Below are 14,221 nucleotides of genomic sequence, written 5' to 3'. Positions count from 1 at the left end.
CGGCGGTGGGGCGAGGTGGGGGCGGGGGGCTCGGCGAACCTGCCCCCCCCCGGACAGTTCCCTCCCACCCGGGGGGCTCCCCTTCTAACATTCTTCCGCAAATCCGCCACCCCCCACCTCCACCCCAGCAAATCTGTGGATAACTCCCGAAAATAAAAAATCCGCTCACTCATCCCAGTGAACTCAACCCCCTCCGGTGGACGGCGCCCACCCCTCTTCCCCGCGTACTCGCCGCCCCGCCCGGGAAAGATGACACCCCATGAGCCCGCACCCCCGCCCCGCCCGCGGCACCGTCGCCGCCCTCCACCGCACCCTGACCCGCACCGTGCGCGGCACCGTCGACTTCTCGCCCGGGGCCCGCGCGCTCACCACGATGGACGCCTCCAACTACCGCCGCGTCCCGCTCGGCGTCGTCGCCCCGCACGACAGCGACGATGTCGCGGCGACCCTCGCCGCCTGCCGCGAGCACGGCGTCCCGCTCGTGCCGCGCGGCGGCGGCACCTCGATCGCCGGCCAGGCCACGGGCACCGGCATCGTCCTCGACTTCACGCGCCACATGAACCGGCTGATCGACCTCGACCCGGACACGCGCACCGCCCGCGTCCAGCCCGGCCTCGTCCTCGACACGCTCCGCGCCGCAGCCGCCCCGTACGGCCTCACCTTCGGCCCCGACCCCTCCACGCACGCCCGCTGCACCCTCGGCGGCATGATCGCCAACAACTCCTGCGGCGCCCACTCCGTCGCCTGGGGCACAACCGCCGACAACACCGAAAGCCTCGACGTCCTCGCCGCCGACGGCACCCCCCACCACCTCGCGCGCGGCTGGGACACGGCCGCACCACCCGGCCCCCGCCGTACCGCCCCCGTACCGGCGGGACCACGCCCCATCCCCGACGCCCTCCGCGCCCTCGTCGACACCCACCTCGCCCTCCTGCGCACCGGCTACCCGGCCCTCCCGCGCCGCATCTCGGGATACGCGCTCGACGCCCTTCTCCCCGAGCACGGCACCGACCTCGCCCGCGCCTGGTGCGGCAGCGAGGGCACGCTCGGCGTGCTCACCGAGGCGCGCGTACGCCTCGTCGAAGCGCCCCCGGCGCGCGCCCTCGCGGTCCTCGGCTACGCGGACGAGAGCGAGGCCGCCGAGGCCGCCGCCGGACTCCTGCCCTTCGCCCCGCTCACCGTCGAGGGCATGGCCGCCGACCTCGTGCCGGACAGCACGTCGCTGCCGCGCGGCGGTGCGTGGCTCTTCGCCGAGACCGGCGGCGCCGACCCGGCGGAGGCCGCCCACCACGCCCGCCTCCTCGCGGGCGCGGCTGGCGCACTCGACGCCCGCGTCGTCACCGACCCCGCCGCCCAACGCGCCCTGTGGCGCGTGCGCGAGGACGCCGCGGGCACCGCGACGCGCGGCCCGGACGGCGCCGAGGCGTGGCCGGGCTGGGAGGACGTCGCCGTCCCGCCCGCCCGGCTGGGCCCGTACCTCCGCGAGTTCCGCGCGCTCCTCGCTCACCACGGCCTGCACGGCACGCCGTACGGGCACTTCGGCGAGGGCTGCGTCCACGTCCGGATCGGCTTCGACCTGCTCAGCGCGCCTGGCATCGCCGTCTTCCGGCGCTTCTCCGAAGAACTCGCGCACCTCGTCGTCGCGCACGGCGGCTCCCTCTCCGGCGAACACGGCGACGGCCAGGCACGCGCCGAACTCCTCCCCGTCATGTACGGGCCCGAGCTGACCGCGCTGTTCGCGCGGGTCAAAGCCGTGTGGGACCCCGACGACCTCCTCAACCCCGGCATCCTCGTCCGCCCCGCCGCACTCGACGAGAACCTCCGCTTCTCCGTCCTGCCCCGGGAACCCGTCGGCGTCGCCTTCGGCTACCCGCACGACGGCGGCGACTTCTCCGCCGCCGTACGCCGCTGCGTCGGCGTCGCCAAGTGCCGTGAACCCGGCGGCACGCACGGCACCTCCGTCATGTGCCCCTCCTTCCGCGCCACCGGCGCCGAGGAACACTCCACACGCGGTCGCGCCCGCCTGCTCCACGAGATGCTCGCAGGTGAGGTCGTCACAGGCGGCTGGCGCGCGCCCGAGGTGCGCGACGCCCTCGACCTCTGCCTCTCGTGCAAGGGCTGCCGCAGTGACTGCCCGGTCGGCGTCGACATGGCCACGTACAAGGCCGAGTTCCTCCACCACCACTACGCCGGTCGCCTCCGCCCGGCGAGCCACTACGCGCTCGGGCGGCTGCCCGCCTGGCTCCGCGCCGCCGCACCCCTCGCCCGCCCCCTCAACGCCGTCGCCCGCCTCCGCCCCCTCACCTCACTCGCCCTCCGCCTCGCGGGTCTCACCCCCGAGCGCCCCCTTCCCGCCCTCGCCACACGCCCCCTGCGCGCCGGCGAGGAAGGCACGCCGCCGCCCGGCGCCCACCCCGTCCTCCTCTGGCCCGACACCTTCGGCCGCCACCTCGCCCCGCACATCCCCCGCGCCGCCCGCCGCGTCCTCGCCGACGCGGGCCTCCACGCCACGACCCCGGCCCCCTGGCTCGCCGGCGCGGGCGTCTGCTGCGGCCTCACGTACGTCTCCACAGGCCAACTCGACGCGGCACGGAAGGTGATGCGGCGGACACTGGACGCGGTGGACGCGGTGGACGCGGTGGACGCGGTGGACGCGGGGCGCGCGGTGGACGCGATGGACGCGGGGCGCGCGGCGGGCGGCGTGGTGGGTGTGGGCCGTGGCCCGAATGCCGGTACGGGCACGGGGCCGGGTACGCGCACGACGCCGAACGAGGCGTCCGCCCCCATTCCCGTCCTCGTCCTCGAACCCAGTTGTGCCGCCGCCCTCCGCACCGACCTGCCCGAACTGCTCCCCGACGACCCGCGCGCCGCCCGGCTCGCCGCCCGCGTCCGTACCTTCGCCCAGGTACTGGAGGAGGAGGCCGCGCCCGGCTGGGAGCCGCCCCGCATCGCGGCCTCGGTCGTCGGCCAGACGCACTGCCACCAGCACGCCGTGCTCGGCGACGCGGCTGAGCGCCGCCTGCGCGCGCGGGCCGGCCTCACCGGCGAACTCAGCGGCGGTTGCTGCGGACTCGCGGGCAACTTCGGCTTCGAACGCGGCCACTACGCCACCTCCGTGGCCTGCGCCGAGGACCAGCTCCTGCCCGCCGTCCGCGCGGCGGGAAGCGACGCCGTGGTCCTCGCCGACGGCTACTCCTGCCGCACCCAGCTCTCGCACCTCAGCCCCCGCACCGGCCGGCACCTCGCAGAAGTCCTGGCGGACGCGCTCCCGGCCCCCACTTCCTAGTCCACGGCTGTCGCCCGGCAGACGGGGCAGACGGAGGGGAGCCGGGGCAGCTCAACCCGCCCCGGCGGACACCTGGGAGGGGACGACGATGACGACGAGCATGACCGAACGGCAGGGGTCGAACGGGGCCGAGGGGAGGTTCGACGCCCGCGACCGCACAGACGTCGCGGTACCCGCGGACCTCGCCGCGCGCGGCGTCGAGCTGCGAAGAAGACTCGAACGACTCCTCGGCATCGCGATGTCCGAGGGGAACGGCCTGCACGCGCTGCGCAACGGCGACGAGATCTTCCCCGCCATGCTCCGGGCCATCGCCTCCGCCCGCCGCACCGTGGACATGATGACCTTCGTCTACTGGCGCGGCGAGATCGCCCGCGACTTCGCCCGCGCCCTCGCCGAACGCGCCGAGGCGGGCGTCCGCGTGCGCCTGCTCCTCGACGGCTTCGGCGCCCGCTCGATAGAACGCGACCTCCTCGACCTCATGGAGAACGCAGGCGTCGTCCTCAGCTGGTTCCGTAAACCACTCCTCATCTCCCCGTTCAAGCAGAACCACCGCTGCCACCGCAAAGCCCTCGTGATCGACGAGTCGATCGCCTTCACGGGAGGCGTCGGGATAGCGGAGGAGTGGTGCGGGGACGCCCGCGACTCCTCCGAGTGGCGCGACACGCACGTCGAGGTACGCGGTCCCGCCGTGGACGGCATCGCCGCCGCGTTCGCCCAGAACTGGGCCGAGTGCAACCCCGAACTCTTCGACGAGCAGGACCTCTTCACCCCGCAGGAACCGGCCGGCGACGCCGTCGTCCAGGTCGTACGCGGCTCCGCGAGCTTCGGCTGGCAGGACATGCAGACCCTCTTCCGGGTCACCCTGGAATCGGCCCGCGAACGCGTCCGCATCTCCACCGCCTACTTCGCCCCCGACGACTACTTCATCGACCTGCTGTGCGCCGCCGCCGCGCGCGGAGTCCGCGTCGAACTCCTCCAGCCCGGCCCCCACACCGACAAACGCGTCTGCCAACTCGCCGGCCAGCGCCATTACTCCCGCCTTCTCGACTGCGGGGTCCACATCTGGCAGTACCAGCCGACGATGCTCCACACCAAGATCCTCACCGTCGACCGCACCCTCGCCCTGGTGGGCTCCACCAACTTCAACCGCCGCTCCATGGAGCACGACGAAGAGGTCATGCTCGCCGTCCTCGACCCCTCCTTCGTCGCCGGTCTCGACGCCGACTACGACCACGACCTGAGCCGCAGCACCCGCATGCACCGCGCCCGCTGGTCCCGCCGCTCCCTCCCCCAACGCGCCCGCGAATCCCTGACACGTCCCCTCGGCCGCTTCCTCTGAGCACGACGCGGAACACGAGCCAGGCGGGTACGCGACACGGGGCTGGTACGTGACACGAGGCGGAGGTATGTGACACGGGGCCGAGGCGGTGGCGCGGGCCCGTGGGCGGGGTGGCGGTACCGGGCCCGGGTGGTGGCACGGGGTGGGGCGCCGGTACGAGGCCGGGGTGACGGTAAGGCCCCAGGGCGGCAGTAGGCGACGGAGCGGCGGTACGGATCCGGGCGACCCCGCATCCGTACGCTCGCTCCCATGACGCACACCCCCGATGCCCCAGCCCCCGGGCCGGACATCTTCGACCGCATGCGCGCCGGCGAGTTGTACCGCGCCGATGACCCCGAGATCGAACGCCGCCAACGTGCGGCCCGGCGCCTCGCCGCCCGCTGGGCGGCGGCCTACACCGAGGACCCGGACACCGCCCGTCCCCTCCTCGCCGAACTCCTCGGCTCACTCGGCGAAGGCGCCGACCTCCGCCCTCCCCTCCACCTCGACTACGGCTCCCACCTCCGCATCGGCCCCCGCACCTTCGTCAACTACGGCCTCACCGCCCTGGACGTCGCCGACATCACCATCGGCGCCGACTGCCAACTCGGCCCCCATGTCCAGCTCCTCACCCCGACCCACCCCCTGGAACCGGAGCCTCGCCGGGAGAAATGGGAGTCCGCACGTCCCATCACCATCGGGGACAATGTCTGGCTCGGTGGCGGCGTCCTCGTCCTGCCAGGCATCACCATCGGCGAGAACTCCGTGGTCGGCGCCGGCAGCGTCGTCACCAAGGACCTCCCTCCGAACACCGTGGCCGCCGGAAACCCGGCCCGCGTCGTCCGCACCCTCTAGCCCCGCATCCTGTAGCCCCGCACGCGGTAGCTCCGCACCGCCTCACTCCGCCTCCCCACTCCGTGCCTCCGCCGTCACCTCCCGCGCGAGCGCGATGAACTCCTTCACCTCCTCCCGTTCCCGCCCCGCCCGCCGCACCAGCGAGACCGAGAGCGGCGGGGCATCGCTCAACGGGACGAAGGCGACGCCCGGATAGGCGTGCATCGCCGCCGTGGCCCGGGCCGTCACCCCGAAGGCCAGCCCCGCAGCGATCGCCGCGAGCCAGTCGTCGGTATTGCCCACGGTCAACGTCGACACCGGCCGTGCCCCGGAGGGCCACAGCTCCGGAGTCGTCGAGCCCGAGACGGTGTTGAGCGCGAGCGTCCCCCCGGCCAGCTCCTCCAACCCGACCCGCGCCCGTCCCGCCCACCCACTGTCAGCCGGCACGGCCGCGACCCTCGGCTCCGCGTACAACTCCACCGCCACCAGCCCCGGCTCCATGACCGGCCCCCGCAACAACGCGAGATCCACCACCCCGCGCAGCAACCCCGCCGTCCGGTCGTCCACCCGCAGCAACTCCAGCGGCACATCGGGACGCCGCTCGCGCCACCTCCGCAACAACGGCGTCGTGAACCGCCCCGCCGCCGACCACGCATGCCCGAGCCGCAAGGCCCTGGGCGCCCCGACGAGGGCCACGGCCTCGTCGAAGGCGGCGACAGCCGCCCGCGCCCGCACCCGGAACGCCGCCCCCGCCGCTGTGAGAGCGAGGTGATGCGTGGACCGGTCCACGAGCCGTACCCCGAGCCCCCGCTCCAGCGCCGCCAGCGTCCGCGAAACCGCCGGCTGTCCCACGCGCAATCGCGCCGCCGCAGCCGTCACCGACCCCTCCTCGGCCACCGCGAGGAAACACCGGAGGTGCCGCACCTCCAAGCCACCCGGTCCGGAGCCCGGGGCCGATGCGCCTGCCTCCGAGCCGGGACCAGTCCCCGAGCCGGGGTCGCGGACGGACATGGGCACCTCCCTTCCCCGCGCGGACGCGGTCCCCTTGGCGCGCGGGTGCCGCCACCGGGCCGAGCGGGACCCACCGGCCCGCCGCGCGCCTCGCCTGCCGAGGCCCACGGCGGCGCGAGGCAGGCGAACGGCACGCCCGGGTGGTGCGCTCCCGTGGGGGCGGGAGAGAGGCGGCGGCACTCCACGTTCTCTCCTGCTTATGCGCGCCGAGCATAAGCCCGTCCCCGTCGCATTTCACGGCAGCCACCGCCAGGCCTACCGTGGACAAGAGCGTGCCGACGGCAGGCTTCGCCGCAACCGGGTCGCGGAAGCCGGCGACCGGCCGACCGCGGTCCTCGTGCGCCTCCCGGCGCACGGACGCTCCCTGCCGCGTTCGCGTGGCGATCGGTGCGCGAACGGTACTGAGGGCCGTCCTCCGGGCAACTGCGCGCGCCCGCTGTCTTGAGCAGGACTCGCAGCGGCGTGCACCTCGGTCGCCGGGCGGCTGCCGGTGACCGGAAAGTTCATTTCATTGCACGCCCTGGTACAACAGACTGATCGGTGCGGTGGTTCGATCCCTCAAAGGTGACTGACCTCCTGGATGGACGTGGACGAGAAGGGGCGGGCTGATGGTGGCTGAGCGGGGCGAAGCGGGAGCGGTGTCGGGTACGGGCGGGCCGGCCGGGGCCGGTCTTCCTGTCCCGCGAGGTACCGCCGACGCGACGGTCCCCCCGCTCTCCGCCTCCTCGGCTCCCGTGACCGAGGGGGGCGCCCCTTCCGGCGGCGCCCGGCGCATCGGTCCGCGCGGCGCGCTGGGACCGGTCGGCCTGGTGCTGACCGGGTGTGTGTCGGTGCAGTTCGGCGGGGCGCTCGCCGTGAGCATCATGGGGCGCACCGGGCCCCTCGGTGTGGTGGCGATCCGGCTCGCCGTCGCCGCGCTCGTGCTGCTGCTCTTCTGCCGCCCGAGGCTGCGGGGACACTCCCGGGCGGACTGGGGCACCGTGATCGCCTTCGGCACCGCCATGTCCGGCATGAACGCGCTGTTCTACCAGGCCGCCGACCGTATCCCGCTAGGTCTCGCCGTGACCTTCGAGGTGCTGGGTCCGCTGGTCCTGTCGGTGGTCGCCTCCCGTCGTCTCGTGAACTTCCTGTGGGCGTTCCTCGCGCTGCTCGGTGTCTTTCTGCTCAGTGGTACCGGGCTGAGCGACGTCGATCCCGTGGGCGTCGCCTTCGCTCTCGGCGCGGGCGTCATGTGGGCCGCGTACATCGTGTTCAGTGCCCGGACCGGCCGCCGCTTCCCGCAGGCTGACGGCCTCGCCCTCGCCATGGCCGTGGGCGCCGTCCTCATCCTGCCGTTCGGCATCGCGCAGGCCGGCGCGACGCTCGTCGTGCCCTCCACGCTCGCTCTCGGTGCCGGTGTCGCCCTCCTTTCCTCCGTGCTGCCCTACACCCTGGAACTCATCGCACTGCGCCGTATCCCCGCCGCCGCCTTCGCGGTGCTGATGAGTCTCGAACCGGCCATCGCCGCGCTCGCCGGCTTCCTCGTACTGCACCAGGACCTGAGCTGGATCGAAGGGCTGGCCGTCGCCCTCGTCATCGCCGCCAGCATGGGTGCAGTGCGTACGACGAGTGAACGGCACGACTGACGCCCAAAATGCCCAATCGGTGAAATCTTCACTCGCAGGAGTGAAGAAAGGGCCGTTCGGGTGTGAACGCCCGTTCTGTTGGCCACGCTCCGTCATGAAATCGATGGCTGTGTGTCACCAACGGAGTGCTCATGTTCGCGCGGTCGCTACGTTCCGTGTTCGTACCCGTGCTCGTCTACGTCCTGGCGCCCTTGCCGGCGACGGCACGCGGCGGGCGCCTCGCCGCCGTCCTTCGCCGTGCTCGGGCGGCCGTCCCCGGGGGCGGCTCCCGCAAAGCCGGGATCGTGGGTGCCGGACCCCCGCCCGAGCCCCCGCCCGAGCCCCCGCCCGCGCCAGGCGGACGACGGACGGGGGCCGACGGCTTGGCCGGCGTGCCGCGACCGTCAGACGACGTCCAGCGTCGTGCGCGCGGCAGCCGTCGAGTCGCTGCCGGCGTAGATGTCGAAGGCCCCTGCCTCGACGCGGTAGTTGCCGGCCGGGTCGTTGTCCCAGAAGCCGAGGTCCTCCGAGTCCAGGCGCAGCACGACCTGCTCGCTCTGACCCGGCGCCAGCTCGACGCGGGCGAAGCCCCGAAGCCGCCGTACCGGCTGCACGAGGGAAGCGGCCCGGTCGTGCACGTAGACCTGCACGACCTCCGTGCCCGCCACCTCCCCCGCGTTCCTGACCGGCACGGTCACCTCGACGGACCCGCCCTCACCGAGTTCCCGCAGCGAGATCTCGGTCCGGCTCAGGACGGGTGCGCCCGTCTCGAAGCGGGTGTAGCTCAGCCCGTGGCCGAAGGCGAAGCGCGGCCCGTGCTCCACGTCGAGGTAGAAGGAGCGGAAAGGCACCTTCGGATCGGCCGGGTCGGCGGGGCGGCCGGTGTTCTCGTGGTTGTAGTAGAGCGGGATCTGCCCGACCGAACGCGGAAAGGTGACAGGGAGCTTGGCGCTCGGATTGACCTTCCCCGTAAGGACATCCGCGACGGCGTGGCCGCCTTCGAGGCCCGGGTGCCAGGCAAAGAGGACGGCGGGCGCCTCGTCGATCCACTCCTCCATGGTGAGCGGCCGGCCGCCGAAGACCACGACGGCGAAAGGCTTGCCCACGGAGGCCACTTGGCGGATCAGTTCGGCCTGTCCCGCGGGCAGCGAGATGTCGGCGCGCGTCGATGCCTCGCCGCTGATCTCGCCCGGCTCCCCGACCGCGACCACGGTCACATCCGCCTCGCGCACCGCCGCGATGGCCTCCGCCTCTCCCTCGGCGTACAGCACATCGGTCGAGGGAAGCGCCTGGCGCAGACCCTCCAGGACCGTGGTGGCGGCGAACCGGGCCGCACCAGGACCGGCCCACGTCCCGTGCAGGTCCGTCGAGTGCGCGAACGGCCCGACGACGGCCACCGACCCGGCCGAGGCGGGCAGGGGCAGCACGGACGCCCCGTCCGCGGCCGGCTCGTTCTTGAGAAGCACGAGGGTGCGCGCCGCAGTCTCGCGGGCGGCACGGCGCGCCTCCGCGGTGGGCTCGGTGATCTCCGCGGACTCCTCCGCGTACGGGGCCGTGAAAAGCCCGAGACGTGCCTTGAGGAGCAGGACACGGGCCACCGCCTCGTCCAGGCGTGCCGGGTCGATCGCCCCGGCGGCGAGGAGCTTCTCGCCGTGCTCGGTGATGTGGGTGCTCACCATCTCCATGTCCACCCCGGCGCCGAGGGCCTGGCGGATGGCGTCGGCCCCGTCCTCCGCGAGACCGTGAGCGACCAGCTCCTGCACGCCGGTCCAGTCGCTCACGACCATCCCGTCGTACTGCCACTCCTCACGCAGCACTTCGGTGAGCAGGTGGGAGTTGGCGTGTGCGGGGACGCCGGACACGGTGTTGAAGGAGGCCATCACCGTGGCGACGCCGGCGTCGAGCGCCGCCTTGAAGGGCGGCAGGTAAACGTTGCGCAAGCGCTGTTCGGAGACGTCGACGGTGTTGTAGTCGCGTCCGCCCTCGGCGCCCCCGTACGCGGCGAAGTGCTTGGCGCAGGCGGCGACCTTGCGTGGGTCGGCCGACAGGGCGGGGCCCTGATACCCACGCACCTTGGCGGCGGTGAGCACGGCGGTGAGGTACGGGTCCTCGCCGGCGCTCTCCGCGATGCGGCCCCAGCGCGGCTCGTGGCACACGTCCATCATCGGGTTGAACGTCCAGTGCACCCCGGCCGAGCGTGCTTCCTCGGCGGAGACCTCGCCGTCTCGCTCGGCGACGGCCGGGTCCCAGGAGGCCGCCTGGGCGAGCGGGATCGGGAAGGTCGTCCAGTAGCCGTGGATGACGTCGAGGCCGAAGACCAGCGGGATACCGAGTCGCGACTCCTCGACGGCCAGCCGCTGGAGGGCGTTGGTGTGCGCGGCGCCCGTGATGTTCAAAACCGAGCCGAGCCGTCCCTCGCGGGCCGCGTTCTCGATCTCCTCGGTCTCGCCGCCGCCAGGACCGGTGGCGCTGTTCCAGGAGAGCTGCTGAAGCTGACCCAGCTTTTCGGCCACGGTCATCCGGGAGAGGAGGTCCCGGACGAGTTCCAGGTGGTCACCGGCGGTGTGTTCGACAGTCATGGCGGTACACGCTAGGCGTTGTGCCCGGGGTTTTCCATATCGTCCCGTCGCTCAGGACGGGAGGACGAGCACGGACGGCCGGGGCCCGAGGTGGCGGGAGACAGGGCGACCGCAACGCCCGCGCTGCGCACGGACAGCAGGCGGACCGCCCTGGACCGAGGGCGGAACGCGGCGCCTGCGGAGGCGCCTCGGGGCCACAGGTGGCGGAGCGCACCCCGCCACCTGTAGAGCCACCGTGCCGGAGCTCCACGAAGCTCGGAGCTCCGCAGAGCCGGGAGCGCGGGAGGTCCCGAGTCGGCCGGTCGGCCGCAGGGGAGGTCAGCGGTCGAGGCGTACCGCGTCCTCGTACCCCTCGATGTCCTCGGGCGCGCGGCTGCCGGGGCCGTTGTAGCGGGCGGAGGGGCGGACCAGACGGCCGGTGCGCTTCTGCTCCAGGATGTGCGCGGACCAGCCGGCCGTACGGGCACAGGTGAACATGGAGGTGAAGAGCGGGGCGGGGACTTCGGCGAAGTCGAGCATGATCGCGGCCCAGAACTCGACGTTCGTCGCGAGCACACGGTCGGGGCGGCGGGAGTGCAACTCGTCGAGAGCGGCCTTCTCCAGGGCCTCGGCGACCTCGAAACGGGGGGCGCCCAACTCCTTGGCCGTACGCCGCAGCACACGGGCGCGCGGGTCCTCGGCGCGGTAGACGCGGTGGCCGAAGCCCATGAGGCGTTCGCCGGAGTCGAGGGCCCGGCGGACGTAGGCGGTCGCGTCGCCCGTGCGCTCGACCTCCTCCAGCATCCCGAGCACGCGGGAAGGCGCTCCGCCGTGCAGCGGCCCCGACATCGCGCCCACCGCTCCGGAGAGCGCAGCGGCGACGTCGGCACCGGTGGAGGCGATAACGCGGGCGGTGAAGGTCGACGCGTTCATGCCGTGCTCGGCCGCCGAGGTCCAGTAGGCGTCCACGGCCTTCACATGCCGGGGGTCGGGTTCGCCGCGCCACCGGATCATGAACCGCTCGACGATGGAGCGGCCCTTGTCGATCTCGCTCTGCGGAACCATCGGCGACTGCTGGCCGCGCGCCGCCTGGGCGACGTACGAGAGCGCGGTGACGGCGGAGCGCGCGAGATCGGTACGGGCCTGCGCGGCGTCGATGTCGAGCAGGGGGCGCAGTCCCCAGATGGGGGCAAGCTGGGCGAGCGCGGACTGGACGTCGACACGGATGTCACCCGTGTGGACCGGTAGGGGGAAGGGCTCGGCGGGGGGCAGCCCGGGGGTGAAGGCGCCGTCGACGAGGAGTCCCCACACGTTGCCGAAGGAGACCTTGCCGACCAGGTCCTCGATGTCGACGCCCCGGTAGCGCAGGGCACCGCCTTCCTTGTCGGGTTCGGCGATCTCCGTCTCGAAGGCGATGACCCCTTCGAGGCCGGGCACGAAATCGGACATCTCGCTGCTCCTCGTCTCGCAGTGACTCGCGACGACCACGTGCCTGACCGGGACGACCCGGCCTCACGGCCCCGACGCTCCTGGTGGCCCTCGCGACCGTACGCTGCGGCCGGAAGAGCCGCGCCACTAGGACGGACCCGCCGACGGCGGCCGTCGCCCACCGGGCGCGCTTCTGCGTCATGCCCGGTACGGGAGCGGGTCACCCCTCACGGCGACGGGCGTCGCCGTGATGTACGCGACACATGGGGTGCGCGCGGTGCGGCAGGATGGCGCCGTGAGCGAGGAGAACGCGCCGGAGGCGCGAGGTGGGGACGCGGAGCGGGAGCAGCGCGGGAGTGCGGGACGGGGGCACGTGTCGCACGTGCTCGACCCCGCGGGGATGCGCGAGCAGTACCGGGCCGAGGGGATCACGGCCGAGGCGTTCGCGGCGGAGCCGATGGAGCAGTTCGGGCGCTGGTTCACGGACGCGGTGTCGGCGGGGATCTTCGAGCCCAACGCCATGGTCGTCTCGACGGCGGACACCCGTGGCAGGCCCAGTTCGAGGACGGTACTGCTGAAGCGGTACGGGGGGCGCGGATTCGTCTTCTACACCAACCACACCTCCCGCAAAGGCCGGGACATCGCAGAGAACCCGCACGTGGCGCTGCTCTTCCCCTGGCACCCGATGGCCCGTCAGGTCCTTGTCACCGGCACGGCGGCGCATCTGGACCGGGTGGAGACAGCCGCGTACTTCCACAGTCGTCCGCACGGTTCGCAGCTCGGCGCCTGGGCGAGCGAGCAGTCGCGGCCCGTCGCGTCGCGCGAGGTGCTCGACGAGGAGTACGCGCGGCTCGCCGCACGGTATCCGGAGGGCAGCGAGGTGCCCGTGCCGCCGCACTGGGGCGGTTATCTCGTCACACCGGAGACGGTCGAGTTCTGGCAGGGGCGTGAGAACCGCCTTCACGACCGTCTGCGCTATCGCCGTACGGGAGGGGAGCGGGGCGCGGCGTCGGAGTGGACGCTCGAACGACTGAGCCCGTGACAGGTACGTGGCATCCCGCGACGGGCGCGGGGCCCACGAACGGGTGTGGAAAACCCTTGCTCAGCCTTCTGTTCGGGAAACGCTGCTCACTCTGACGAGTGAGGCGTTGAGAAACTTCAGCGGGGTTATCCACAGATGTAGTGGTAGGGGGGTGGGCGGGGGTGGGGTTGCGAAAGAATGGTATTGGGGCCGCCCCCTGGGAGGGCGGGGGCTGCCCGGGGTGAGGTGCCAGGGAAGCGCCCCGCACAAACGCACTCCTAGGCGCCGCACCAACCACCCCGACCCACGTCCCGCGAAGCGACACCTCTGGAGACGACGCCCCCGCGAAGCCCCGGGCATCAGCTCTCAGTACCGGGCGCTCACACCCCGCGCGCCCACACCCCGTACTCACTCACTCCGACCCAGCAACCCCGGTACAGCACCGGTGGCGGCTGCGGCACAACACCAACTGCGTCCCCGCGCTCTGCCTCACGAGTGCCTGCGGCGCGGCCTCGCGTGGTCGTCCGCTCTGAGGCTGCCCAAAACGCAGGCGACCCGCAAGCCGTGGTCTCCCTTGCGAGAGAGCCGGCCGGACTTACCGGCGGCTTGCGGGTCGGGTGTACTGCTGGGATTGGGCCAGCGACGGCGTGAGCTGGTCCGGTTTTCCGGGCCCGCTCTTCCACACGCTTCCGGCCACCGCACAAGAGTGCGGGGACAGGGGCCGCTAGCCCGCAGTCACCTCACGCGTCCGGTAGTCATACATTCTCCGAACCACCTCCCTTCTCATGTGCTGACCACTGTAAGAACGCTCTGGCCGAGAGGCAAAGGGTTTTCGCCGGAAACGAAACCCCGCGTTCGGGGCCCCGCACCGGGAATGAATCCGGCTCCGCGCGCCGCCACTCACCGCAACCCCCGAAGGACGACTGCGTCCCGCGTCCCGCGCTGTCGAGCCGAAGAGCCCCGGCGCCGGCCCCGCCCCGACCCTGCGCGCCCCTCCTCGCATATCCACCGAGGCCCCGCACCGCTCCCGCCCTGCACCACTCCCCGCCCTGTGCGACTCCCCGCCATCGCCTGCCATTCCTGCGCAGCCGATCCCCGCACGTGCCGCCCCGGCATTCCCGCAGCCCCTCCCGCCCGAATCTCCCCCCCCGACGCCCGGTC

Annotated in this window: 8 protein-coding genes; 5 read left to right on the top strand and 3 right to left on the bottom strand. The window is 72.9% G+C overall.

Annotated features, from left to right (window positions below; genetic code table 11):
• The first annotated feature begins 259 nt into the window (after positions 1 to 259).
• The 3 genes from IF99_RS0128535 to IF99_RS0128525 all read left to right on the top strand — a co-directional run bounded on the left by IF99_RS0128535 (position 260) and on the right by IF99_RS0128525 (position 5,459).
• Complete coding sequence (locus IF99_RS0128535; RefSeq protein ID WP_031000981.1) at positions 260 to 3,286, top strand: FAD-binding and (Fe-S)-binding domain-containing protein; 3,027 nt, start codon at positions 260 to 262, stop codon at positions 3,284 to 3,286.
• 88 nt (positions 3,287 to 3,374) lie between these two features.
• A complete protein-coding gene (locus tag IF99_RS0128530; protein WP_031000979.1) occupies positions 3,375 to 4,625 on the top strand; it encodes a phospholipase D-like domain-containing protein in 1,251 nt (416 codons plus the stop codon).
• A 249-nt stretch (positions 4,626 to 4,874) separates the two neighbouring features.
• Entirely contained in the window at positions 4,875 to 5,459 is a 585-nt protein-coding gene (locus IF99_RS0128525; RefSeq protein WP_031000977.1) for a maltose acetyltransferase domain-containing protein, read from the top strand.
• Between the two features lie 42 nt (positions 5,460 to 5,501).
• Here the strand turns inward: IF99_RS0128525 and IF99_RS0128520 are convergent, their stop codons facing one another.
• Complete coding sequence (locus IF99_RS0128520) at positions 5,502 to 6,449, bottom strand: LysR family transcriptional regulator (protein ID WP_078655322.1); 948 nt, start codon at positions 6,447 to 6,449, stop codon at positions 5,502 to 5,504.
• A gap of 611 nt (positions 6,450 to 7,060) precedes the next feature.
• Between IF99_RS0128520 and IF99_RS0128515 the strand changes: the two genes are divergently transcribed.
• Complete coding sequence (locus IF99_RS0128515) at positions 7,061 to 8,074, top strand: EamA family transporter (RefSeq protein WP_031000973.1); 1,014 nt, start codon at positions 7,061 to 7,063, stop codon at positions 8,072 to 8,074.
• A 383-nt stretch (positions 8,075 to 8,457) separates the two neighbouring features.
• On the opposite strand, the gene IF99_RS0128510 is transcribed toward IF99_RS0128515, so the two are convergent.
• Together IF99_RS0128510 and IF99_RS0128505 are read right to left on the bottom strand one after the other, a co-directional pair.
• A complete protein-coding gene (locus IF99_RS0128510) occupies positions 8,458 to 10,632 on the bottom strand; it encodes a glycoside hydrolase family 3 N-terminal domain-containing protein (RefSeq protein ID WP_031000971.1) in 2,175 nt (724 codons plus the stop codon).
• A 318-nt stretch (positions 10,633 to 10,950) separates the two neighbouring features.
• Positions 10,951 to 12,060 carry a citrate synthase 2 gene (locus tag IF99_RS0128505; protein WP_031000969.1) on the bottom strand — a complete coding sequence of 370 codons (1,110 nt, stop codon included), beginning with the start codon at positions 12,058 to 12,060 and terminating at the stop codon, positions 10,951 to 10,953.
• A 274-nt stretch (positions 12,061 to 12,334) separates the two neighbouring features.
• Here IF99_RS0128505 and pdxH point away from each other — a divergent pair, with 274 nt between their 5' ends.
• Positions 12,335 to 13,081, top strand: coding sequence for a pyridoxamine 5'-phosphate oxidase (pdxH, locus tag IF99_RS0128500; RefSeq protein ID WP_037827894.1), 747 nt, complete (start codon positions 12,335 to 12,337; stop codon positions 13,079 to 13,081).
• The last annotated feature ends 1,140 nt before the right edge of the window (positions 13,082 to 14,221 follow it).

Origin of the sequence: Streptomyces sp. NRRL F-5630 (genome assembly GCF_000719475.1) — a bacterium.
In the GTDB taxonomy this organism is placed as follows: Bacteria; Actinomycetota; Actinomycetes; order Streptomycetales; family Streptomycetaceae; genus Streptomyces.
This window is presented reverse-complemented; position numbering and strand designations above follow the sequence as displayed.